Origin of the sequence: Leeuwenhoekiella parthenopeia, from assembly GCF_020782115.1 — a bacterium.
Classification (GTDB): domain Bacteria; phylum Bacteroidota; class Bacteroidia; order Flavobacteriales; family Flavobacteriaceae; genus Leeuwenhoekiella; species Leeuwenhoekiella parthenopeia.
In genome coordinates this window covers 66,322-91,509 of the sequence record NZ_JAJGMW010000015.1, presented here as the reverse complement: position 1 = coordinate 91,509, position 25,188 = coordinate 66,322, and the positions used below count along the sequence as shown (strand labels likewise).

The following is a 25,188-nucleotide window of genomic DNA, read 5'->3' as shown; positions in this document are numbered from 1 at the left end:
CTATGAATACCAAAACCGCCATACTTATTTTTGCCCGCTCCGCGCAGGCAGATGCCGGTCACAAAAGACTGTGCAATGGGGTTTCGGTATTTGAAAAACTCAATTTACAGATTGAGAACACTGTAAGGAAAACCGGTCTTCCCTATTTTATTTATACCGAAGATTTGCAACGCGGTGCAGATTTTGCCTCCAGATTTACCAATGCGCTTCAGGATATTTACAAGTTGGGTTTTGATAACGTAATCAGTGTGGGGAACGACAGCCCGCAGCTTACCAAAAATCATCTGCTCACCGCAGCTGAAAAACTCAAAACCTGTCCGCTGGTTCTGGGTCCCTCACACGACGGCGGCTTCTACCTGATGGGCTTGAATAAAACCCATTTTGACGCCCAATCCTTTTTGAATTTACCCTGGCAAACCGCCTCACTGACGCGCAGTATCCTGCGTTTGGTTCAGGCTAAAAAAATACATGCCGAATTGCTTCCGGCGCTTTGTGATCTGGATACTTCGGCAGATATCGCCCTGCTATTGAGCAGTGCCAAAAAGCTTTCGTTTCCGTTACGCAAACTTTTAGCTAAATCTGCTTTTCAGAACATTCATACCTTCAGCTTTAAGTCCCTTACCGCCTGGCTTTTTTCCCATCCGGTTTACTTCAATAAAGGTTCGCCCCTTAGTATCGCTTAAAACGCTATTTCAAGCAGGGCTTCCATACCGAAGCCTCACAAGTACTAATCCTACCTTTATTTAATGAAACACCTTTATTTTGGGCTTATGCTCTTGCTTTGTGCATTTGCAAACGGCCAGACTCTAATTTCGGGTACCGTAACCACTTCTAGCGACGGTTCTACAGTCCCTTTTGTAAACGTCGTCGCCGTAGATGCCGATGCCAACACCATCACGGATAAAAACGGTTATTACAGCTTAAGCGTTTCTGCTAAAGCGACCCAATTGCGATTTTCGGCAATTGGTTTTATCACGCAAACCGTCGCTATAAACGGGCAGCAAACCATCAATATCGTTTTGCAGGAATCTACTACAGATCTTGATGAAGTCGTAATTACGGCCTTGGGACTGGAGCGCGAAACCAAAGAGCTGGGCTATGTGGTTCAAACCATTGAAGCCGAAGAAGTATCAGCCGTAAAAGCGCCCAACTTTCTGGATAATCTTGCCGGGAAATTGGCCGGGGTTACGGTATCGCAGGGTGCAACCGGAGTGGGTTCTTCCTCTAAAATCACCATTCGCGGGGAAGCTTCGTTTTCCAATAACAATCCGCTGTTTATCGTAGACGGAACGCCCATCAACAACAACACGGTTTTCAACAACACCAATGAGGCCGCTGCCGGTTTTCAGGAGGTAGATTTTGGTAACGGTGCGATGGAAGTCAACCCCGATGATATCGCTTCGGTAAGTGTATTGAAAGGTCCCAGTGCGGCTGCCCTCTACGGAACCCGGGCGTCAAATGGTGTGATCATAATCGAAACCAAAAACGGAAGCAACAGCAAAGGTTTAGGAATCAGCGTTAATACCTCAGTGTTTGTGGATACGCCTTTTAAACTGCCTGAATTTCAAAATCAATACGGGCAGGGCAACTCGGGACAGTTTGAGTTTGTTGACGGTTTGGGTGGCGGTGTTAACGACCTCATCACCTATTCCTGGGGTCCGCGTTTAGATCAGGGCACCCTCATTGCTCAATTTGATTCTCCGGTTACCTTACCTGACGGAAGGGTGGTACGCGGTGGCGATACAGCGCTTTATGACGGACTTCCCATTACGCCTACTCCGTTTAATTCGCACCCGGACAATCTGAAAGACTTTTACCAAACCGGAGTCACCACCATCAACAACGTTGCTATTGGCAGCGGTTTTGAAAAAGGCAATTACCGCCTTTCCTTTACCGATTTGCGCAGTGAAGCCATCATTCCCGGAGTGAATCTCGACCGCCAGACGGTGGCCGCCAAACTCAATTTTAAGCCTACCGATAAGACCCGTTTCAATGCGACGGTCAATTATGTGAATTCGGGCAGTGACAACCGCCCTTCTAACGGGTATGGAAGCGAAAACGTCAATTATTCGCTGGTTGCCTGGGGTCCACGCTCGCTCGATATGAACAGCCTGCGCCGCTACTGGCAACCGGGACTTGAGGGTGTGCAACAGTTTTCATTTAACTACACCTATTTTGACAATCCGTTTTTCATTATGTATGAAAACCGAAACTCCTTCAATCGGGATCGCGTTTTTGGAAACCTGTCGCTTAAACACCAGTTTACCGAAAATCTAAGCCTCGCCGTACGCAGCGGGATGGATTACTCTTCCGAAACCCGTCAACTGCGTCGTGCCTTCAGCTCGAACCGTTTTAAAAACGGGGGTTATGCCGAGCACGATGTGTTGTACAGAGAGGTAAATACCGACTTCCTGCTGAATTACAACAAAATTTTTGGTGAGGTATCTGTTGACGTTTCGCTGGGTGGAAACCGACTCGATCAAAAAGCCTCAACCAAACAAAGTCAGACCGTAAACCTCGCACAACCCGGCATTTTTAACCTCAACAACGCGGCTTCACCCATCGATGTGTTTCAGTTTGAATCGCGCAAGCGCATCAATTCGTTTTACGGCATAGCCAAACTGGGCTACCGCGATTTTCTATTTCTCGACATCACCGGGCGCAACGACTGGTCAAGCGCGCTTGCCACGCCGTTTTCGGTAGATGGGACTTCGTTTTTCTATCCTTCGGCTTCTGCGAGTTTTATACTCTCTGAAGTCGCAAAGCTTCCGGAAACCTTCTCGTATGTGCAACTGCGTGCCAGCGTGGCTCAGGTGGGTAACGATACCCAGCCGTATCAAACCAGCGGCGCTTTCATTTCGCAGACCCCATACAACGGGCAGCCTACATTCAGCAATCAAAATTTTATCCCGAACGCAAACCTCAAACCGGAGCAAACCACTTCGTTCGAGGTAGGCGCTGATATTCGGTTTTTAAAAGACCGCATCAGGCTTGACGCGACCTATTACAACAACCTGACTCAAGATCAGATCATCTCGCTGCCTATCGCGATTTCTTCGGGATACAACCAGCAGGTAGTGAACGGTGGCGAGGTACGCACCCGTGGGGTCGAACTCATTCTTAACGCCACGCCGGTATTGAACTCAAACTTAAAATGGAACACCACTTTTAACTTCAGCACTTCCCGTTCTGAGGTTGAAAGCCTGCCGCAGGCAGACGGGCGTTTGACTTTGGCTTACAGCCGAATCTACGACAGCGCCAATCAAACCGTGTGGTTTCAGGTGGAAGAGGGCGGAAGAATAGGCGATATCTACGGTACCGGTTACCGGAAAACCGAAGACGGGCAGTTTATTCTCACACCTTCCGGAAGCTATATCGCAAACAACACCCTAAAAAAACTGGGCAATTACAACCCCGATTTTATGCTGGGCTGGAACAACGATTTCACTTACAAAAACTGGAACCTGAGTTTCCTGTTTGACTGGCGTCAGGGAGGCGAACTCGTCTCGCGAACACGTGCTTTGGGGACTGTGGGCGGTCAGCTTGCCGAGACGGCAAACCGTCCCGAAGAAGGAATTGTACCGCAAGGCGTTGTGAATACCGGCACCGCAGAAAATCCGCAGTACGTGCCCAACACCACCGCCGTTTCGGCAGAAACCTATTACCGCCAGTTTTACGACCGCAACCACGAGGAAAACAACATTTATGACGCGTCTTTCCTGAAGTTGCGCCAATTTTCAGTAGGCTACACTTTTGATCTGAAAGACGGTTTTCTGGGTCTTGCTAACGGAATGAACATCAACCTGGCACTGGTAGGCCGCAATCTGTTTGCGATTTCGGAGATTCCGCATTTTGACCCGGAACAACTTGCGGTACAGGGCAACACCTTTGTAAGCGGAGTTGAAGATATGAGTTATGCCACCAGCCGCAGCATCGGCTTAAATGCGGGCTTTAATTTTTAAGGCCTGAAGGCTCAAAAACATTTAGAAGATGAAAAAACTATACAGCATATTGATTCTGGGTCTGACGCTTATTACAGCCTGCACCACAGATTTTGAAGACCTCAACACCAATCCCAACGCGCCGGTAAACGTGCAGCCGGGCTTGCTCCTGCGGCACGTGATTTATGATTTTGGCGAACAAATGAGCTACGAGGGTTTTGCCGCCGGCGATTTACTGTCTCAGCATCGCACCGCGCTCGATTTTAACCTGTTTGACCGTCACGCACTGAAGTCGCCTCAACTAGGCGGCAATCCCTGGCCGGTTTTTTACACCAATTTGCGGGATAATGAGATTTTACTCAAGCAGGCTCAAAATGTGGAAACCTTCAGGGTTTATGAAGGTCCGGCCCTGATTTTAAAAGCCTACATGGCTCAGGGGCTTACCGATTTATTTGGCGACGTACCTTATTTTGAAGCCTTCAACGGTATTGACGGGACGGTTACTGCTGCCTACGACGCACAGGAAGACATCTATCTCGCCGAAGGCGGAATTTTGGACAATCTCGACAAAGGTATTGCTGCTCTTGAAGCCTATCAGGGAGCGGTTGCTTTAGAAGGCGACCTGTTGTTTTCGGGCAATCTGGAAAACTGGGTACAATTTGCAAATTCCCTAAAACTGAAAGCCCTGATGCGTATTTCCGGGCGTGAAGATGTGGCGGCTCAAATCGCGGCCATTTACACTGAAAGAAACTTTATCGCCAGCAATGCAGACAATGCTACGTTTGACTTTACGGCAATTGCCCCAAACAGCTTCCGCTTTGCGCAATTACGGGCAGGAGATTTCAACAACTTTGTGCTTTCAGAAACTATGGAAGACATTTTAAAAGAATTGAATGACGATCGTATCGCGGTATTCTTCCGTCCGTTTGCAAATTCGACTTCCGGAGATTTCAATGGTTTGATCAATGGCATCAATGCCTCCCAAACTTCCATTGAACCGGCAAACTTTTCGCTTGCGGGAACCCTTTTCAGAGAACATACAGCAGACCTCAACGCCAATTTTATGACGGCCTGGGAAACGCATTTTATTTTGGCCGAAGCAGCTGCAAAAGGCTATATTAACGCCGATGGAGCAAACCTGTATAACACCGGCGTGACGCAGGCTTTTGAATACTGGCTTACCGACTTGCCTGCAAATTACCTTGCGGGACCGGCGGCATACAACGCTCCAGGAACAACCCCGGTGCAGCAAATCATCACCCAAAAGTGGATCGCCAATATCATAAACGGCTACGAAGGTTGGGTTGAATGGCGCCGCACGGGCTTCCCGGCTTTTAAACCGGTTGCTGCCAGTCTTAACGATGGCAAAATCCCGGTGCGTATGCCCTACCCGGCCGAAGAAGAAGCATTGAACGCAGACCATTACCGGCAGGCGGCGCAGGCCACAAATGGTAATAGTCTGGACACCCCCGTATGGTGGGATAACTAAAAAACTAAGAATTTGAGTACACTAATGTGGCAATGGGTTTTGATTATCGGGTCAAGTTTGATCCTGTTTTTACTGTCCCCGCTTGCCAAATCGACTGATGATTTTTTCAAGGCGACCCATCGCAATAAAGCGCCTAATGTGTTTATGCTTACCGGGAGCCTTGTCATTTCGTGGATTTTTGCCAAGAGTATCACCAATGCCGCAAACCTGGGCCTTGAGTTCGGGATCGTTGGCGGAGTCGCATACGCGGGCTACTACCTCTCCTTTGCTGTTGCCGGGATACTCATCTACTTTATGCGTAAAAAAGGAGGCTTTACGAGTCTGCATCAGTTTTTAACCACCCGGTTTGGGAAAAACGCGATGCGCGTCTTTTCGATCCTCATCTCCATACGCCTGTTTAACGAGGTATGGAGCAACACTATGGTTATAGGCAGTTACTTTGGCGCGGTGGATACCGAAGCCTATTACGCCGCCATTATCGTTTTTAGTTTACTCACGCTGGCATACTCGCTAAAAGGCGGACTCAGCAGTTCGATTTTTACCGATGTGATCCAGATGGGGCTTTTCACCATTTTATTATTTGTGGTGTTATCAAACATCTACTCGGTTCCCGGTTTTACCGTGAGCCAAACCGCCAGCAGCGGAATCTGGAGTTTTGAAACGGGATTAAACCTGCTTTTTGCGGCCCTGATTCAGTCGTTTAGTTATCCCTTTCACGATCCTGTATTGACCGACCGTGCTTTTTTGAGTTCGCCGCGGGTAACCCTTAAAAGTTTTCTCTGGGCCAGCGTTTTGGGCGGTGCCTGCATCATCCTTTTCAGCATCGTGGGCGTGTACGCTCAGGCCATGGGAATGCAGGGCCAGGCAGCAGTTGAAGTAGGCAAAGCCTTTGGCACCGTTATTTTACTCATCATCAATTTTATCATGATCACTTCGGCAGCTTCTACGCTAGACTCTACCTTTTCGTCCTTCTCAAAACTGGTTGCGGTTGATTTGAATTGGGGCGAAAGCATCACGCTGGGGCGTATCGCTATGGGCGTTCTGGTCATTTTGGGAACTATTCCCATCTTTTTAGATGCCAAAATCCTGTCGGCTACCACCATCTCGGGGACTATGGTTATTGGTCTTACACCCGTATTTTTATTTTGGAAACTGCCCGCGCCTAAAATCAGTTTTTACCTGAGTGTGGGTTGCGGACTCCTGTTTGGTTTTCTCCTGCTGTTTGACCTCATCCCAAAAAACTGGATTCTTACCCAGGGGAATTATGCCGATTTGCTTTGGGTAAATATCTGGGGAATCGCCTCATGTTTAATCGTATATCTGATACCTTCATGGATAAAGCTGTGGTAAATCTGGGTTCGCTAAGCGGAAAAGTGCTGCTTTTTGGAGGTGTTTACAGCAATTTACAGGCGCTGGAAAAGCTGAAGAGCATTGCCGAAAAACAAGGCATTCCTCCCGAAAACTGCATCTGTACCGGAGACATTGTGGGCTATTGCGGCCAGCCGGAAGAAGTGGTGCAACTCTTTAAAATCTGGGGTGCCCGAAGCATTCTGGGGAATGTGGAAATTCAGCTGCGGGACGGGGCTGAAGATTGCGGTTGTGATTTTAGAAAGGGTTCGCGTTGCGACGGGTTTAGCCAGATGTGGTTTCCGTATGCACAGAGTAAACTCAGCAAATCTTCGCTTGATTTTATTTCGGAATTGCCTGATCACCTCACATTCCGCTTTGCGGAAAAAGAAGTTTTTGTGGTGCACGGCGATTACTTCAATGTTTCGGAATTTATCTATAAGTCAACTCCCTGGGAGAAAAAACAGGAAAATTTTGATGCCCTTCAAACCGATGTGATCATCGCAGGGCATTGCGGCTTGCCGTTTAATCAGGAGCACAATGATAAGCTGTGGATCAATCCGGGTGTGATTGGGATGCCGGCCAATGACGGGCAGCCGCACGTATGGTACGCCCTTTTAGAAGAACAAAACGGAAGCTTCGGCTTTACCCATCACACGATGCAGTACAATCATAAACTCGCCAATGCACACATGCAAAACGAGTTTCTGCCGCAGGAATACGCCCGAACCCTGATTACCGGAATTTGGGATAACACCGAGATCCTTCCGCCCTATGAAAGCGGGTTACAGGGTTTTGGCATTCAACTTTAAAAAAATACAAATCAAAAAAAAGAACTATGAGCTACTTAGAAACGACCAAGAATGTGTACCGTGACGCGGCATTAACGCCCGATGTAGGACTTTGCTGCACCACCAATCCCATATGGGAATTACCGGGTCTGAAAATCCCGAAAATTATGCAGGAAATGAATTACGGCTGCGGCAGCACGGTAAACGCGCGCGATCTGACTAACAATCCGCGGGTGCTGTATGTAGGCGTGGGCGGCGGCATGGAGCTGCTGCAATTTGCCTATTTCTCACGCCAGAAAAGCGGTGTGGTGGGCGTTGATGTGGTTGACGAAATGCTCGAAGCTTCGCGTAAAAATTTCCTGGAGGCCGAAGCGCAAAATCCCTGGTTTAAAAGTGAGTTTGTAGACCTTAAGAAGGGAGATGCCCTAAACCTGCCGGTGGAGGATAACAGTATCGACGTGGCGGCTCAAAACTGTCTGTTCAATATTTTTAAAGCCGAAGATTTAAAAAAGGCAATCGCCGAAATGTATCGGGTGCTGAAACCTCACGGAAGACTGGTGATGAGCGATCCTACCTGCGAGCAGGAAATGAACGAAACGCTGCGCAATGACGAGCGTTTGCGCGCGCTCTGCCTCAGTGGAAGCCTTCCGATTAGCGCGTATGTAAAAGCCCTTACCGATGCCGGTTTTGGAACTATCGAAATTCGTGCCCGCAAGCCCTATCGCATTCTAGACCCGAAAAACTATCCTACAGACCAACTCATCTATATCGAATCTATTGAGGTAGCCGCCATCAAAGATCCTATGCCCGAAGACGGCCCGTGTATTTTTACCGGAAAAGCCGCGATTTATTACGGTTCTGAAAATCATTTTGATGACAAAAAAGGCCATATATTACTGAAAAATCAGCCGCTGGCCGTTTGCGATAAAACCGCAGGAGCCTTAAAGGCTTTAGGTCGTGACGATATTTTTATCAGCGAAAGCACTTTTCACTATGATGGTGGTGGATGTTGCTAACCGCCGGCCGGCTAGCAGCCAGTGGCAACAAAAAAACTTTATAAACTAACTCGCTATAATTATTGTTAATTTGGTAAAGTAGAAAAATTGATGTCAGCAAAATGAACTCCGATTATAAATTTCAAAAATTGGATTTTCTCCCTCCATATGGGCCAATGTATATACCTGTTACAAGAGATGGGGAAGGCTATTATAGAGAGGGATTTGTAGTGAAATTTTATAGGAATAATGGTCAAAGTTGGGTTGCTAATTTTGAACCCGGTCATTCTAAGCTGAGTAAGGTTTACGATTTACCAGAAACAAACTTTGTTGTAATTATCGCTGGTGGGATTGGATATTTAATGCACATTGATCACGAAAAACCCAATGCCATTTTCGGAGATAGTATTGATGATGCATTTCAAGCACCAGACCATTCTGTAATTTGTATAGATCAAATAGGTGTAACAATTATTGATAAAAATGCTGAAATATGGACCAGTGAACGCATTTTCTGGGATGGCTATAAGGATTTAAAAGTTCAAAATGACATCATTTCCGGCTTATCTTATGACCCTACAAATGAACTAACCGAATGGACGGCGTTTTCCTTTAATATCACAACCCGAGAAATCACCGGAGGGAGTTTTAAAAATATGGTATTGAACAATCCCAATTTAGAAATGAAAAATAAAGATGAAGTCCCGGCTAAGAAGAAGCCTAAATGGAAATTCTGGAAATAAAAAAGCCCCGCACTGCGGGGCTTTTTTATTTAGGCTTAACACTTAACTGAGCCGCGTATTGAATTTAATTGCCTGTGGCGCTGCCACTATTTCCCGTTATATCCAAAGCGACGCAGCTCGCGCTCGCTGCTTCTCCAGTTTTTGTTGACCTTTACGTAAAGTTCCAGATGCACCTGCTTGCCGAAGAATATTTCGAGATCCTTTCGGGCTTCGATGCCTACACGTTTTAGAGCTGCACCTTTATGGCCGATGATGATGCCCTTCTGGCTGTCGCGCTCTACCATAATGATGCTGCGCATTCGGATGATGTTGTCCTCTTCAAAAAATTCTTCGGTATCGATCTCTACCGAATACGGAATCTCCTTTTTGTAATGCATCAAAATCTTTTCGCGAATGATTTCATTTACAAAAAAACGTTCGGGCTTATCGGTAAGGGCATCTTTAGGGTAAAAAGGTGGCGACACCGGTAAAGCCTCGAGAATGCGGTTAAATACTTCGGTTACCCCAAAATTTTCCAGTGCCGAAATCGCAAAAATCTCTGCATTAGGCACCTGCTCCTGCCAGTGCGTACGGCTGGCTTCGAGCAATTCTTCATTACCCTGATCGATCTTGTTGATCAACAGCAACACCGGAATATCGGTATTGCGTATTTTCTTAAAAAACTCCTCGTCTTTGAGTTCCTTTTCGCCCAACTCAACCATATACAGCAAGACATCAGCATCTTCAAAGGCGGACTTTACAAAGTCCATCATCGAGGCCTGCAACTCGTACGCAGGCTTGATGATACCGGGCGTATCGCTTAAAATCACCTGAAAATCATCGCCGTTTACGATACCCAAAATACGGTGTCTGGTGGTTTGCGCTTTTGAGGTAATGATAGAAAGCCGCTCACCTACCAGCGCATTCATCAGGGTTGATTTCCCCACGTTTGGGTTACCAATAATGTTGACAAAACCGGCTTTATGCGGTTTGTTTTCGGCAGATTCGGGCTGTAACGGATTGTTATGTTGAGATTCCAAGCAACTTAAGTTTTAATATAGGCTGCAAAGATACGGTTAAAAATTAGCGTTTGGGATTTCCATCTTCGCGGAATTAAGACCCCTCCGTTTTCAGCAAAGCTGAAAACACCTCCCCTTTTTAAGGGGAGGAACTATTTCCTAAGCGCTTCGCACTATTCAAAAATAAGTCGTCCGGTATAGGTCTCTTCAACCTCAACGACTGGCGGGCGGTTGCCGGAGATCAGGTCGCCGGTGCTGAGCACCCTGCCACGTAAAGCCTGAATGGGATTTACAATCACTTTGTTGGTCCCGCGGTGGAATACTTCCAGGTTTTGCACTTCAAAATCGGCGCCTTCAAAGCGGATATCGCCTTCCAGAAATTCGAGATTGGCGTTTTCGGCTTTGCCGGAAAGAAAAAAATTAGAGAGTCCGTTTGCTGTGATGTTTAGCGTGTTTACATCAAGCTCCAATCTGAAATCCCCATCTTTATGATAGAGATCTTCTTCCTCCAGATCTTCGCTGGTGAGTGTGAGCGCATTGAAGGTAAGAACACCATCACTTTGCACCTCATAACCCGAAGCATTGCGGATTTCGGTAAGATTAGGAGTAGTCACCACAACCTTGCTGATGTTGTAATCGCGCACCAGGTTACAGCCGTTGTCGTTAAACAAAGTCAGCACTCCATCAGAAACACTGATTTCGATATCGTTTACCAGGTTTTCACCGGTCTCCAAAACTACTTTTTGCTCGGCGCCCTGTTTGACGATGAGTTGCAGGCGCTCTTCGACTACAATTTTGGTAAAATTCTCAAGGGTGTATTCGATAGCAACCCGCTCTCCGGGAGCCTGAAAGCAGTTTAAGCCCTTGTCTGAATCGCAGGAAAGCAACAGGAGAAAAGCAACTAACAAGAAATGATTTTTCAAAGCCAATTTTAATAAAGGCTAAAAGTAAGCAACTGCTGCAAGTATTGTTATTGTTATTGCTATTATTATTTGAGAGATTTAAAAACATCTCGACTGCGCTCGATGTGGCAGTGTTTATTATTCCTCCTCGCCGTCTGCCATAAAAATCTCGCGATTGAGTTTGTCGCGACGTTCGCGGGCGAGGCGCAATACCGGGTCGTATTTGGCATACTCGCTATCGCTATATTTCTTTATAAAATCTTCGTAGAGTTTTAAAACCGCACGCCGGTCTTCGTAATAGTTATCTGCTACGATGACTTTGGTGTATTCGGCATTTTTATTTTTGGGGTTTTCTTCTAAAGAAAGGTTTACGTACTTCATTGCATTTTTCCAGTCTTTTTTCATCTCATAGGTACGGGAAAGGGTATAGTACTCATCATCTAATGGCTGGTCTTTAAAGAAAACAGCAAGTAGACCGTGCGACTCTGCAGCTTCCAAATCTTCAACGTGATTGTATAGCTTGGCGAGGGTCGCGTGGAGGTACTCATCTTCAGGTGAAAAATCTAAAGCTTCCAGATATTGTTCGATTGATTTCTCATACATCCGGTCTTTGTAATACGAATTCCCCAGTTTCTCGTGAATGAATTGCGTGCTTTGACCCAGTTCGATTAATCGTTCAAACCAGGTAATCGCTTCTTCATTCCAGCCTTTGTAATAATAACTCTGTGCCAGTGCACCGATGATTTCCACATTGGTGGGATAACTTTCCAGAGCTTTAAAGGCTAATTTTTCAACCATAGGATACTCCTTTAGTCTTAAATGAAATACCGCAAGTTCGCCCAAGGCTTTTTGATGGGTACTGTCTAATGCAACGGCTTTCCTATAATCTAAAACGTGAGGAAAAATGTTTTTTGCTGAAGTAGTTGTAGAATCTGTGGCATCAATTTTTATATTACGGGGTATATTTTCTTTTGCTCTTCCGCGCTGGTAATAGAAATCGGGATTGGTTTGATAGACGTTGATCAATTCGGTAAAAACCGAATCGGCTTCTTTGAATTTGCGTTTGGTGATGAGCAGTTTACCGTATTCATTCATCGCGATGACTTCATTTGTACCGGTCGCAGCCTGCGCATAGTAATTGAGAGCATCATCAAGCGTTCCTTTGGCCTGATGCGCGCGCGCGAGTTTAAGGTAGACCGAAGTGTCTTTTTTATCCAGGCTTTCATATTCGGCTATGGCCTCGCTGTAGTTACCTACGGCATACAGACTGTCTGCAACGGCCGAGGCCGAAACAGATTGTGCTTCGGCCCGGCTGGCTAGTATTAAAAAAATAAATAGATAAAGTTTATGCATCTTTAGTTTGTCTGAAAAACAATAGGCAGTGAGTACAATACATTTACCGCCTCTCCATTTTGTTTGCCCGGAGTCATATCGGGTAATTGACTTACCACACGTATAGCCTCCTCTTCTAATTTAGGATGAGGACCCCGAGAATCGACATCGGTAATTCGACCATTTTTATCAATTTTAAAACGCACATAGATTCGATTGATGCCCGTAAGGCCTAATTCTTTTCCTAAGGCTATATTGAAGTTTTCATTTACTAATGACGACACCTTTTCAGACATACATTTTTTGCGCTGGTCGTTATCTAAACCTTCACAACCCGGAAAGGTTGGCACCTCTTCTATTACGGCAAAAGGCACGTCTTCATATTTCTTTTGACTTTCGGTCTCCACGACTTCTATAATTTCAACTTCTTCACCTACAGGAGCCTCATTAAGTGGAATCGCCTCATCAAGCCCTTCTACGACCTCAATGACTTCCACTTTTTGTTTATACTGCGCTTCGAGTTCCTGTAAAGAATTTAATTCTTCGGGAGTAATGCTCTCTTTTGCATCAAGAGTTGCCCGTAAATCCTGAATCTGCTCCTCCAGGCTTAGGGTGGTCTCATTTTCGGCTAGTCCGCTATCATCGGTACAGCCCACATAGGTGAGAATACCGGCGATAAGTGGGAGCAGGAAGAGATACTTCCATTTTGCATTGCTTTTTGATTGTTTTTGTAACATAACGATTCGTTTTTTGATTAATGAATGATTGAAAAAGGTATTGATGAATGAGATTTGTTGCGTACCAAAAGCGGTATTGAGCAACTGATTGTAATAGGATTTGATTTCGGTTTTGCGCAGTGCGTGAGCATCTGCAATGTACTCGTGTAGCTCGGCTACTTTGTTTTGATAGACATACACCAGCGGATTAAACCAGAATACCACCCGCAGGACTTCAAAGAGCATCAGGTCGAGCCCGTGCCAGTGCTTCAGGTGTACTTCCTCGTGAGCCAAAATATGCCGGCGCGCTTCGGTGTTGATCTTTTCACCCAGAAAGATGGTTCCCAAAAAGGTGAAAGCTGCATCGCTATTTGGAATTTCGATAATGTTCGTTCCGCTTTCCGAAGACTTTTTAAACCGGAAATAGCGCTTGATCTCAAGGTATTTCCGGAATAACATTCCGGTGCTAAAAAACACTCCGGCTGCATAAATAAGCCAGTATATACTCCAGTCTGTTTGTGTTTCAGCAGTAACAGGACTTGCCTGCGGTGCCGCGGCATTTATCACGACTTCGGGCAAAAATGTAATGTTTTCGCGAAGCGGAATTTGATTTTGAAAGATTTCAAACTGCATAAACGGCAAGGCGAAAGCCACCAGCGCACTACCTATTAAATAGGCGCGATTGACGTTGAAAAAGGTCTCTTTGCGTAACCAAAACTGGTACACGGCCAAAAACAACGCCTGAATCACAAAAACTTCGAGTAGATACCGTACCATAATTAATCGTCTTTTTTATTGATTTCCTTTAAAATAGATTCGAGTTCGCCTGCGGTCATCTCTTTTTTCTTGACGAAAAAGGAAACCATACTTTTAAAACTCCCGTTGAAGTAATCATTGACCATTTTTGACATCGAAGCGCTGCTGTAGTCTGACTTGGCCACGAGCGGAAAGTAAATATGCCCCCTGCCCTGTTTCTTGTAGCCCACAAATTCTTTGGTCTCCAAAATGCGCACAATGGTTGATACCGTGTTGTAAGCGGGTTTAGGCTCGGGCATTTGCTCTAAAATGGTTGCCACATTTCCTTCTCCCAAATCCCATAGGATTTGCATGATTTCTTCTTCTGCTTTGGTAAGTTGTTTCATAATTTCTAACTAGTTAGGGATTAGTTTTTTGTTCCTGAACATTTCAAATATAACTAATTTATTAGTTTAACTAACTAATTAGTTTAAAAAAATTGAAAAAAGTTCGTTTAAGACCTCAAAATAGTCCAAAAAAATGAAATTCTCAGGCTTTGATTACAGGCTTTTAGGCGGAGACCGAGATGCTCACCACGTAACCTTCAGAATTGCGTACATTAAAGACGGTTCCATCTTCAAAAAGCAGGTACTGGCCTTTAATACCTTTTAAAACGCCCTGATATTCGGGTGTTTTCTCAAGATTCAGGCTTTTGAGTTTGGTAGGATATTGCAACACGGGAAACTCAATATTGGTCTCTGAGTTGCTGGCAATAAAATATTCGAGTGCTTCCTCGGGGATGTATTGCTTAAGGGCGTCGCGTTTGGCTACCAGATCCTCGTCTTCAATAGCATTGGTAAGCATCTTACGCCAATTGGTTTTATCTGCTATATGGTCTTTTAAGGCAACTTCAGTAATCCCTGCAAGATAGCGGTTGGGCACCTCAACAATTTCTATTGCTTCATGCGCACCCTGATCGATCCAGCGCGTTGGGACCTGGGTTTTTCGGGTTACCCCTACTTTGATATTGCTCGAGTTGGCCAGATACACAATGTGTGGCTGCAGTTGCACTTTTTTCTCATATTCCAGATCGCGGTCTTCCTCATCGAGATGGGCTTTGCTGAGTTCGGGCTTCATTATCCAGTCTGCAGCCTGAGGCACCTTATAGAAATCTTCATAGCAGTAGCCCTGGCGGTAGATTTTCTTATTTTTACCGCAAGCCAGGCACTGGTATTTTAAAAATTCAATACGCAGTTCTTTGTCCAGAAGTTGATTAACGTGAATGAAATCATCCTCAAAAACAAGATAATATTGCACGGGATGATCAAGCTCGGTTTGCATTTTGGTAAGTACGCCCTGGTATTGCATAAAAGTGACTGCTATTGGAAATTTTCAGTTAAAAAAAAGCTAATTTTAGACGCCCTTTTTTAACAATTCAAGAATTTAAAGCTCAAATATACTAACAAAATGCCGATACCCTTAGTCAATTCTATCGCAAGCTGGTTCTTAAAGAAACGGATTCACCAGATGGAATTGTTTCTAAAATATCCACACGACGTGCAGCACGAATTGCTGCACAAGCTCATTCAAAAAGCGAAGGGCACAGAGATCGGAAAAAAGTACGGGTTTAAAGAAATACGTTCCTACCGCGATTTTGCAGACCGGGTACCGGTAACAAACTACGAGCAGGTAAGCGATCTTATAGAACGCGGGCGTCAGGGCGAAAGCAATATCTTCTGGCCATCACCCGTAAAATTGTTTGCTCAAAGTAGCGGTACGACCAATGCAAAAAGCAAATACATCCCGGTAAGTCCCGAAGCTCTTGAAGATTGCCACTATGCAGCCAGTAAAGACCTCCTTTGCGTTTACCTCAACAACAATCCGGACTCGCAGTTGTTTACCGGAAAAAGTCTTCGCTTAGGTGGCAGCAAGCGCCTTTATGAAAGCAATGGCACCTCGTACGGCGACCTTTCTGCGATTCTGATAGACAATATGCCGTTCTGGGCCGAATTTAGCAGCACTCCCGGCAATGAAGTCTCCCTGATGAGTGATTGGGAAATCAAGATGAAAGCCATTGTGCAGGAAACCATTCAGGAAAAGGTCACCAGCCTTGCCGGCGTACCCTCGTGGATGTTGGTTTTGCTAAACAATATTTTAGAAACCACCGGCAAGCAACAACTCTTTGAGATCTGGCCCAACCTGGAAGTTTACTTTCACGGCGGAGTAAGTTTTGAACCGTATCGCGAGCAGTATCAAAAAATCCTGCCCAGACACCATTTTAAATATTACGAGATCTATAATGCTTCTGAAGGTTTCTTTGCTATTCAGGACCGCAATGGCTCAAGCGACCTGCTTCTGATGCTTGATTATGGTATCTTCTACGAGTTTATACCTATGGACGCCTACGGGCAGCCTGAACAAAAAATCATTTCCCTTTCTGAAGTTGAAGTCGGCAAAAATTACGCTATCGTCATCACTACAAATTCCGGTTTGTGGCGTTATAAAGTAGGTGACACCGTTCGCTTTACTTCGGTAAACCCCTATCGCATTCGTGTAAGTGGTCGCACCAAGCACCACATCAATGCTTTTGGCGAAGAACTGATTATCGAAAATGCCGAGCAGGCCCTTAAAAAAGCCACCGCGCTTACCCATTCTGAAATTGTAGATTATACAGCCGGCCCCATTTTTATGGAAGGCAGAGAGAAGGGCGCCCACGAGTGGTTTATAGAATTTAAAGTGTTACCCCACAATAAAACCGAGTTTGAGAACGTATTTGACAAAGCGCTGCAGGAAATCAACAGCGATTATGAAGCAAAGCGAAAGAATAACATGACCCTGAATCCCCCAAAAATTCATTTCGCCCGTACCAACCTGTTTTACGACTGGTTAAAATCTAAAAATAAACTGGGTGGCCAGCACAAAGTTCCCCGATTGAGCAACAGCCGCGATATGCTGGAAGAATTGTTGATTTTAAACAGCAATCAGCATCAACCCAATCCTAACCCATAAAAACCATTCAACGAATTTTAAAACCCTTAAACTAAAATTTTATTTAATGTCCCCCCTATCCCCTAACTTGGACGTAACAAATCAAAACTCACATTACTTTTACTCAAAGTTACTCGCTTTGACTCTGGCAGTAATCTTCCACTCAGGATTACTGCCAGCACAAAGCAAACTACGTGATCACGATTTAGCGCTAAACAGCGAAACTCCCACAAAATCAAGACCCGAGACTAAGACTTCCGTTTATTTTTATACCGAAGAATTACCTTTTAATACCAGTGCACACGAATATGCAACGGGCTTTTATGATAATAATCTTATCGTGGTTTCTACCCGCAAGGTAAATTCAGCTAAAAGAAGTCTTTTTGATCAGAGTGAATACAAACTTTTAGGATTTACTAAATATCAAAACCTGTGGAAACAGCCGCAACTGCTTCCGGGGATTTTTACAGGAACTGAAGATCACGGCGGCCTTACCTTTACCGAAGATCTCAAACGGGTTTACTACACCAAAGCTTCAACCCAACATCCTAAATCTTTTCAGCTGTATACTGCCGAACGGCACTCTAAGTTCAGTAATTACTGGAGAAATCCGGTTAAGGCTTTGGTGATTGACGAAACCTATTCTGTTGAAAATCCCTGGCTGGCGGCTTCCGGAAAACTGCTTTTTTTTGCAAGCAACAAACCCGGCGGTTATGGAGGTTATGACCTTTATGTAGCTTCGGTAAGGGCTGATGGGAGTCTGGGAAACCCAAAAAACCTGGGGCCCAAGATCAATACTCCCGGAGACGAAAATTTTCCGAGTCTGAGTACAGACGAAACTCAATTTTATTTTGCATCTAACCAATTGGGCGGTTATGGAGGCTTTGATCTCTACCACTGTTTTACGAGTCAGGGCGATTACAGCACTCCGCAAAATCTGGGATCTACGGTAAACACTATCTCAAATGAAGTAGGACTGATTCCGGTTTCCGGAAGCACCGGCTTCTTCAGCTCTGATAAAGATGCCTTACATCAAAATGGCCTCAACGTTTACAGTTACCAGATCGTAGACTAAAACTCCATTTACCATGAGTCTAAACAAAAACACCCGGCAGCGAACTGTCGGGTGTTTTTGGTTTATAAGCTTCTATGATTTATGAAACTGCTTTCAGCTTCTTAATCGTTGACTTTTCGAGCTTAAATTCGGCATACTCCTTATCTACTTTAAATTCTGTAGTGTCAGAGCTGGGCAGTTCAAACATCGCATCGGTGAATATTGCTTCACACAAGGATCGCAAACCTCTCGCACCTAATTTATACTCGATTGCCTTCTGAACGATATAGTCCAGTGCATCCTGAGTGATTTCAAACTCAATATCATCCATATCAAAAAGCTTTTCGTATTGCTTAATGATCGCGTTTTTTGGTTCGGTTAAAATGGCACGCAGGGTTGCTGCATCAAGCGGATCCATATGCGTTAGAACCGGCAAACGACCTATAATTTCAGGGATGAGTCCAAAATCTTTCAGGTCTTTTGGAATGATGTATTTAAGCAGATTATCACGTTCAATAACATCGTCGCTCATACTGGCACTAAAACCTACTGCCTGCATATTGAGACGCTTGCTAATGACACGATCAATACCGTCAAAAGCACCTCCGGCTATAAAAAGAATATGCTCGGTATTGACTTCAATAAATTTCTGATCGGGATGCTTACGCCCACCCTTCGGCGGAACGTTTACCGTGGTACCTTCAAGCAATTTCAAAAGTGCCTGCTGCACCCCTTCACCACTCACATCCCGCGTGATGGATGGATTGTCGCTTTTACGGGCGATTTTATCAATCTCATCAATAAATACAATACCGCGCTCGGCTTTTTCCAGATTGTAATCGGCAGCCTGAAGCAGACGGGTTAATATACTCTCAACATCCTCGCCTACATATCCTGCTTCGGTAAGAACTGTGGCATCTACAATCGCAAGCGGTACATTAAGCATACGTGCGATGGTTTTTGCCATAAGGGTTTTTCCGGTACCGGTTTGCCCCACCATTATGATATTACTCTTCTGGATGTCGATATCATCTTCGGTATCGGGCTGCAACAACCGCTTGTAGTGGTTATAAACCGCAACAGACATCACCTTTTTGGTAAAATCCTGCCCGATGATGTATTCATCTAAAAAGCTCTTGATTTCCTTGGGCTTTTTAAGGGTAAGATCGCTGTTTAAATTGCTTTTATTGATGTCTTTTGCTTCCTCGAGCACAATTCCGTGAGCCTGCTCGATACAGCGGTCACAAATGTGCGCATCAAGACCTGCAATAAGCAAATTGGTCTCGGGCTTTTTGCGGCCACAAAAGGAACATTCTAATTCTTCTTTCGCCATAATTCAATCATTTTGATCTCAGGGAAATCCCTAAAATCCTGTTTACAGATCTAAACCTGCGTGTACTTAGTCTCTTGCGAGTATTTCGTCTATCATACCGTATTCGAGCGCTTTATCTGCTTTCATCCAATAATCACGGTCACTGTCTTCATATACCTTATCATAAGGCTGACCTGAGTGTTTTGAGATGATTTTATACAACTCTTCTTTTAAGGTTATAATCTCGCGGGCTGTGATCTCAATATCACTGGCCTGTCCCTGTGCACCGCCTAAAGGCTGGTGAATCATCACTCGTGAGTGTGTAAGACCGCTACGCTTGCCTTTGGCACCTGCGCACAAAAGCACAGCTCCCATAGAAGCCGCCATACCGGTACAGATAGTCGCCACATCAGGCTTAATAAACTGCATGGTATCGTAAATTCCCAGACCGGCATACACGCTACCACCCGGTGAGTTTATGTAAATCTGAATATCTTTAGAGGCGTCGGTACTTTCTAAGAACAACAACTGAGCCTGTACGATGTTTGCTACCTGATCGTTAATCCCTGTTCCCAGGAAAATAATACGGTCCATCATTAAACGTGAAAACACGTCCATCGCGACAGCATTCATCTGGCGCTCTTCAATAATATTGGGCGTAAGACCCACAGGATGCATACTGCTTACGATCTTGTCGTAATAGGTGCTGCTGATCCCCTGATCTTTAATCGCGTATTTTTTAAATTCTTCTGCGTAATTCATAGTGTTTTTTGAATGTTTCAGGATACCATCCCAAAATTGAAATTTCATTAAAAAAGGTGTAGACACACCTCCTAAATTTTAAGTAAAAAAGGCGTTTCAACCCCAAAGTTAAAACGCCTTAAAGATACTATATAATTTAGAGAATTACTAGTTGTAAACTTCTTTGACAAACTCGTCAAAGGTCACTTCCTTCTCTTTTAATTTTACGTGCTCTTTGAAGAAATCAAGCAATTTTTTGTTCATCAACTGCTCAGAAAGGCGACGTACCTCATCCTGATTGCTCAAAATGCGGGCAGCAATACCCTCAAGCTCCTCATCGGAAGGGTTCATCTGGCCATATTGTGCCATTTGTGCCTTAATCATTTCTTTAGCGTATTCTTTAATTTCTTCGAAAGTAATCTGCAGGTTGTTATCTGCAATGATTTTACCTTCAATAAGCTGGTAACGCAAGCCTTTTTCAGAACGCTCGTACTCTTCTGCAGCCTCTTCAAAAGTCAACTCTTTCTCTCCGCTTTGCTGAATCCATTTCTTTAAAAATTCTGCCGGAAGATCAAAATTGGTGTTTTCGATGAGCTTTTCGGTCACATCATTAAGCAACTGCTGATCGCTCTGTTGTTTGAATTGCGCCTCTCCTTCTTCTTTAATCTTTTCGCGAAGCTCAGTAACAGAAGTCACCACACCTTCACCGTATAATTTATCAAAAAGCTCCTGATCTAAATCTGCAGGCACTCTGTGATTTACTTCGGCGATAGTAAAAGAAACTTCAAGATTTTGCTCCTTAGCCTCGTCTTCAGTAAGACCCAAGTGCGCACGATAATCTCCGGCTTCAGCAAATAAACCTTTGGTAGTAACAGTTATGGTATCACCTACTTTAGCTCCTAAAAATGCCGAAGTATTCGCTTTGCCTTTCAGCTTAGAAACTTCAAAAGTGGTCTTTTTATTAAGCTCTGCTTCTTCGTTTACAAAACTACCGCTTACTTCATCACCGGCTTCAACTTCCTGCTTGCTGGTGATTTTACCGTATTGCTTCTGAATAGTCTTGATTTGATTGTCAAGCATTTTATCATCAACAACTATTTTATAGCTGGTGATTGCCTCTTTAGGCTGTAAATCCACCTCAAACTTAGGAGAGAGACCCAGTTCAAATTCAAAAGTATAATTGTCCTCATCCCAGTTAAGATCTTCCTGGCCTTTGGGTAATGGATTACCCAAAACATCCAGTTTTTCTTCGGTAAGGTATTTTTGAAGGTTGTCCTGAAGCAATTTATTTACCTCATCAACTTTAACCGCTTTGCCGTACTGCTTTTGCACAAGCCCCATAGGCACGTGACCCTTTCTAAAACCAGGGATATTTGCAGATTTACGGTAATCCTTTAGCACTTTTTGCACTTTCTCGCTGTAATCATCTTTAGCAATAGCTACTTTGAGTACTGCATTGAGCTCATCAATATTCTCTCGTGTAATATTCATCTTCTAGTGGAATTTTCCTATAAAATTTGGAGTGCAAAAGTACATCTTTTTTAGACGCCTGCAAAGTTTATAACCACTTAGCATTCAGCCGGGTTCTATTCTTCTTTAATCAAAGCGAAAAGCAAGGATTGAAAGAGCGAAAGCAAGAGGCTAAAAATCAATGCCCACCAAATACCGTCTACGACAAAACCACTAACAAAATATCCTGCCAGCAAAATGATGATCGCATTTATAAAAAGCAGAAAAATACCGAAGGTGAGAATGGTAATGGGTAGCGTTAGAATTATTAATATGGGTTTTACAATAAGCCGAAGCAATGCGATAACTACAGCGACGACAAGAGCCGTTAAAAAGGAGGTTACGCTTACCCCCGGAAGCAGATAGCCCAGTATGATCACCGCGATTGCGGTAAGAAGCAGTTTTACAAGTGTTTTCATAAGATTTGGTTTTACTCGATCACTCGAGATTAGATGCGCCCTGATAATTTATTTAAAAATAAAAAAACGCCGTCAGTAGCTGACGGCGTTGTATCATAAAACCTACTTAAATATTTAATTGGCCTGGCTAGCAGTGATGGTGTTATAATCCCCAATGTTTACTTTAGGAACCGTTGAACCATAGGTAGCATTAATAGCATCGATAGCCAGGTTTGCAAGATACGCATAGCCTCTTGGCGTGGGATGCACTCCATCGAGAGAAAACGCGCCTCCGGTAGCAAAAGTAGAGGTTAAGGTACCGGCATCATAACTGATTCCTCCATTAGCCAACTGTTGTAAAGTCGCCCGTGCATCTACCAGCGCAAGACCTCTAGCCTGAGCAACATTTGAAATAGTCGCGTTGTAGGCCGTTTGCGCATTAGCAATTGCCGTAAGCTCAGCAGTATCTAAGGAATCCTTATCATCAATACCATTAACAGCAGCTAAAACCAGTCCTGCTTCCTGAGGGGTAATTTGCATTTGCTGCTGCAGTTTACCTAAAACCTGAAGTACTTGAGGAGAAAGGGCTACAGAACCATATCCCTGAGTTCTTAAAGCAGCCTGATTTATGGTTAATAACAACAATTCGTTTTGGGTCATCTGACGGAAACCAAGCGGATTGGTCTGCGTTACCGGAACATCAATAATGAAACGATTAGGACCGGCGCTAAATGTAATAGCATACTGCGCTCCCAGTGCCTGAGCCTGCGTTGCGGGAACACCTTGCTGTATCGCTCCCTGAATAAAAATGCCACTCACTGCTCTAAAGAATCCGGTTAGACTGGCTGCCTGTTCTGCTGTAAGCACAAGTGCATTATTGGGCACCGTTGTGAAAAATGGGATTGAAGTAACATCAGGAATGTTAAACAAAACCCCTCCGGTAGCCGAACCATCTAATGCTTCAACTTCCTGACTGTAAACACTCGCAAAAACATTAGGATCTGTAATATCATTTGGGCCGTAGGATGCAGGATTCAAATTTCCTTTTTGATCAACACCTACACCACCACTGGTAGCGTAGCTCAAAATATCGTTGTTACCTATCCATAAGGAGAAAAAGCTAGGACTCTGCGCAACTGCATCAGCAATAACTGTTGCATTAGGGCTGCTCGCAAAACGCACGAAGTATGGGTTAGCTGCCGGTAAGTTTGCTATGTTTCCATAACTCGGAGCTACAAGATGAAAGCTTTTTGCTCCCGGCACTCCCATATTGTTAAATGGCCCTGAAAGTATATTTGTTATATCTGTGGTTGCTGAACCTTCGAGACGAACAGGCCCGGGGTTACCACTACCATCCACTGAAAGAACAAAGCGATTTTGAAAACCCGGCAAAGCTGTACCGCCATTAACCAAACCGCCTAAATTATCATTCATTAAAGGCTGCGTAAACTCACCGCCGCCCACCAGGGCAAACTGCCCCGCAAGAATATTGGGGAAGCTGTTTTGTTGGCCGGTAATGTATAAGGCTCCGTCAGCATATCCTGAAGTAAGGGAGTTACCTACAGCTACATAATTAGAGAAATCTACAGAACCGCTGGTATACACTCCGCCGTCTTCAATGGGATTGTCTAATTCTGCTTCACACGCAGTGAGAAACACGGCAGACAGGGCCACTATTTTTATATAATTTTTCATCTTTAAAATTGTTATAATGTTTTAGTTACCGGAAACCTCCTGACTTAAAAAGAGACTTTACCGGCTGCTTCACCTGTACTGCTTCAGTTACATTTTATAAGTAACACCTATACCCGGAATAAAAGCACTTGATTTATAAGTACCCCCAAAAGATGAGCCGTCATCAACATAATCGTATGACTCGTTGATTTCCTTAAATCTCACATATAGGAAAGAGGCGTCAATTGCAAAACTGTTTGAAATATCAAAAGACAGACCTGCGGTAAAACCATTGGCATCGTTACGAGGGGTTTCGGGGGCGAAATAGCCCGAACGTATAGGTGACTGGTCAAAATAATAACCCGCTCTTAAGGTGAATTTCTCACTTGGCGCATAGGCCATACCAAACTTATAAAGCGACGAGTTGCGATAATTTCTGGGGTTGATAGATTCCCTTCCGTTACCGAATACAATATCCAAATCAGTATAAACATCCCAAAAAGTTCGGGTAAAGTCAAAGTTGAAAACCCATTTATCAAAATCATAAGAAAGACCCACAGTAAGTTCGGCCGGCAAAGGCAGCGAAGCTTCAAAACTGGTATCCCCATTTGAAGGGGTAAGCGGAGAATTAGGGAAATTTGCAAAAGTTGCAGTGCCTTCTGTTGATTCTAAAATAATTTCTGAGCGGTAATGCGCTCCTATTCTGAAATTATCAGAAACATTAAACAAGGCTCCCAGCGACCAACCCCAGTTGGTAACGCCGCTATCGTCTACGGTAATATTAGATCGATTACCTTCAAGATCGGTAAGGGTACGGTTTGCATTACGGTTAAAATTCACATTACCGGTAACGAAAATAGGACCACCACCAATACTCATAACGTCATTAATTTTAAACGAAAGCAAAGGCTGAACAAATATTGCCGAAAGTTCAATGTTATTTACCAGATGCGATCCTGCCCAGTCTGTTGGCCACTCTACGGTACTACCATAAGGGGTATATACCGCAAGACCTGCACTCATCCACTCCGTAAGAGCATAAGAGCCGTAAAGATAGAACGGCGTACCCATGGGGCTGTCTGTCTTTGCAAACTGACCTGTACTTTCATTTTGCCAGGCTACACTGGAGAACACTCCAAAACCACCTGCCGAAACATTGAGCTTATTCTCTAAATAAACCAATCCCGCAGGATTAAAAAATGCAATTTCGGCCGTGTTCACATACGCCACACCTGTGTGCCCCATTGCCAGAGCTCTTTGCCCTTGAAGACCTACCCGGTAGCCTCCCGCAAACGTTGTAGCAGAAGCCAGGAGAAATAAGGACGCTAGTAAAATTTTTCTCATGATACGATTTAAATAATTATGACTAAGAGGGAAAAATATTGAAGAATACACGTCTAAATTGTTATGTACGCATAATAAATTTCTAAAACAATGTTATAAAATTTTCTTGAGTTCTTAGAATAAATAGTCACTTTTTATGAATACTCTAAAACTAATTCGATTTAACAGCTATTTTAAGA

Annotated in this window: 21 protein-coding genes; 9 read left to right on the top strand and 12 right to left on the bottom strand. The window is 44.3% G+C overall.

The features are described from left to right. Positions 1-2: 2 nt before the first annotated feature. The 7 genes from LLW17_RS12185 (at position 3) to LLW17_RS12155 (ending at position 9,306) form a co-directional block, all read left to right on the top strand. A complete protein-coding gene (locus tag LLW17_RS12185) occupies positions 3-683 on the top strand; it encodes a TIGR04282 family arsenosugar biosynthesis glycosyltransferase (RefSeq protein WP_228230567.1) in 681 nt (226 codons plus the stop codon). A gap of 63 nt (positions 684-746) precedes the next feature. Beyond that, a complete protein-coding gene (locus LLW17_RS12180; protein ID WP_228230566.1) occupies positions 747-3,962 on the top strand; it encodes a SusC/RagA family TonB-linked outer membrane protein in 3,216 nt (1,071 codons plus the stop codon). Between the two features lie 28 nt (positions 3,963-3,990). Next, positions 3,991-5,430: a SusD/RagB family nutrient-binding outer membrane lipoprotein gene (locus tag LLW17_RS12175; protein ID WP_228230565.1), complete on the top strand. Its 1,440-nt coding sequence runs from the start codon at positions 3,991-3,993 to the stop codon at positions 5,428-5,430. 12 nt (positions 5,431-5,442) lie between these two features. Next, the gene (locus LLW17_RS12170; protein ID WP_228230564.1) at positions 5,443-6,780 is read left to right on the top strand and encodes a sodium:solute symporter family transporter; all 1,338 of its coding nucleotides are present in this window, start codon (positions 5,443-5,445) and stop codon (positions 6,778-6,780) included. Continuing rightward, complete coding sequence (locus tag LLW17_RS12165; protein WP_228230563.1) at positions 6,762-7,589, top strand: metallophosphoesterase family protein; 828 nt, start codon at positions 6,762-6,764, stop codon at positions 7,587-7,589. Before LLW17_RS12170 ends, LLW17_RS12165 begins: the two co-directional genes overlap by 19 nt. Positions 7,590-7,615: 26 nt before the next feature. Then, positions 7,616-8,584 carry an arsenosugar biosynthesis arsenite methyltransferase ArsM gene (gene arsM, locus LLW17_RS12160; RefSeq protein WP_228230562.1) on the top strand — a complete coding sequence of 323 codons (969 nt, stop codon included), beginning with the start codon at positions 7,616-7,618 and terminating at the stop codon, positions 8,582-8,584. 101 nt (positions 8,585-8,685) lie between these two features. Beyond that, positions 8,686-9,306 (top strand): hypothetical protein, encoded by a 621-nt coding sequence (locus LLW17_RS12155; protein WP_228230561.1) that lies wholly within the window; start codon positions 8,686-8,688, stop codon positions 9,304-9,306. Positions 9,307-9,392: 86 nt separating this feature from the next. Here LLW17_RS12155 and era read toward each other — a convergent pair whose 3' ends face one another. The 6 genes from era to LLW17_RS12125 form a co-directional block, all read right to left on the bottom strand. Then, the gene (gene era, locus LLW17_RS12150; protein ID WP_228230560.1) at positions 9,393-10,325 is read right to left on the bottom strand and encodes a GTPase Era; all 933 of its coding nucleotides are present in this window, start codon (positions 10,323-10,325) and stop codon (positions 9,393-9,395) included. A gap of 152 nt (positions 10,326-10,477) precedes the next feature. Then, the gene (locus tag LLW17_RS12145; RefSeq protein WP_228230559.1) at positions 10,478-11,212 is read right to left on the bottom strand and encodes a head GIN domain-containing protein; all 735 of its coding nucleotides are present in this window, start codon (positions 11,210-11,212) and stop codon (positions 10,478-10,480) included. Positions 11,213-11,344: 132 nt separating this feature from the next. Beyond that, complete coding sequence (locus LLW17_RS12140; protein WP_228230558.1) at positions 11,345-12,559, bottom strand: tetratricopeptide repeat protein; 1,215 nt, start codon at positions 12,557-12,559, stop codon at positions 11,345-11,347. Positions 12,560-12,561: 2 nt separating this feature from the next. Then, positions 12,562-14,031, bottom strand: a complete 1,470-nt coding sequence (locus tag LLW17_RS12135; protein ID WP_228230557.1) for a M56 family metallopeptidase — start codon at positions 14,029-14,031, stop codon at positions 12,562-12,564. 2 nt (positions 14,032-14,033) lie between these two features. Then, a complete protein-coding gene (locus LLW17_RS12130; RefSeq protein WP_228230556.1) occupies positions 14,034-14,396 on the bottom strand; it encodes a BlaI/MecI/CopY family transcriptional regulator in 363 nt (120 codons plus the stop codon). Positions 14,397-14,559: 163 nt separating this feature from the next. Further along, entirely contained in the window at positions 14,560-15,357 is a 798-nt protein-coding gene (locus tag LLW17_RS12125; RefSeq protein ID WP_228230555.1) for a DUF2797 domain-containing protein, read from the bottom strand. A gap of 99 nt (positions 15,358-15,456) precedes the next feature. Here LLW17_RS12125 and LLW17_RS12120 point away from each other — a divergent pair, with 99 nt between their 5' ends. Further along, positions 15,457-16,998 carry a GH3 auxin-responsive promoter family protein gene (locus tag LLW17_RS12120; protein ID WP_228230554.1) on the top strand — a complete coding sequence of 514 codons (1,542 nt, stop codon included), beginning with the start codon at positions 15,457-15,459 and terminating at the stop codon, positions 16,996-16,998. A 118-nt stretch (positions 16,999-17,116) separates the two neighbouring features. Beyond that, positions 17,117-18,052, top strand: a complete 936-nt coding sequence (locus LLW17_RS12115) for a TolB-like translocation protein (protein ID WP_228230553.1) — start codon at positions 17,117-17,119, stop codon at positions 18,050-18,052. Between the two features lie 79 nt (positions 18,053-18,131). On the opposite strand, the gene clpX is transcribed toward LLW17_RS12115, so the two are convergent. The 6 genes from clpX to LLW17_RS12085 form a co-directional block, all read right to left on the bottom strand. After that, positions 18,132-19,364, bottom strand: coding sequence for an ATP-dependent Clp protease ATP-binding subunit ClpX (clpX, locus tag LLW17_RS12110; protein WP_228230552.1), 1,233 nt, complete (start codon positions 19,362-19,364; stop codon positions 18,132-18,134). A 66-nt stretch (positions 19,365-19,430) separates the two neighbouring features. Further along, complete coding sequence (gene clpP / locus LLW17_RS12105; RefSeq protein ID WP_228230589.1) at positions 19,431-20,105, bottom strand: ATP-dependent Clp endopeptidase proteolytic subunit ClpP; 675 nt, start codon at positions 20,103-20,105, stop codon at positions 19,431-19,433. 147 nt (positions 20,106-20,252) lie between these two features. Then, positions 20,253-21,575: a trigger factor gene (tig, locus tag LLW17_RS12100; RefSeq protein ID WP_228230551.1), complete on the bottom strand. Its 1,323-nt coding sequence runs from the start codon at positions 21,573-21,575 to the stop codon at positions 20,253-20,255. Between the two features lie 95 nt (positions 21,576-21,670). After that, positions 21,671-22,012 carry a phage holin family protein gene (locus tag LLW17_RS12095; protein WP_228230550.1) on the bottom strand — a complete coding sequence of 114 codons (342 nt, stop codon included), beginning with the start codon at positions 22,010-22,012 and terminating at the stop codon, positions 21,671-21,673. A gap of 114 nt (positions 22,013-22,126) precedes the next feature. Next, positions 22,127-23,686 carry an SGNH/GDSL hydrolase family protein gene (locus LLW17_RS12090; RefSeq protein WP_228230549.1) on the bottom strand — a complete coding sequence of 520 codons (1,560 nt, stop codon included), beginning with the start codon at positions 23,684-23,686 and terminating at the stop codon, positions 22,127-22,129. Between the two features lie 87 nt (positions 23,687-23,773). After that, positions 23,774-25,009: an OmpP1/FadL family transporter gene (locus LLW17_RS12085; protein ID WP_228230548.1), complete on the bottom strand. Its 1,236-nt coding sequence runs from the start codon at positions 25,007-25,009 to the stop codon at positions 23,774-23,776. Positions 25,010-25,188: the final 179 nt, after the last annotated feature.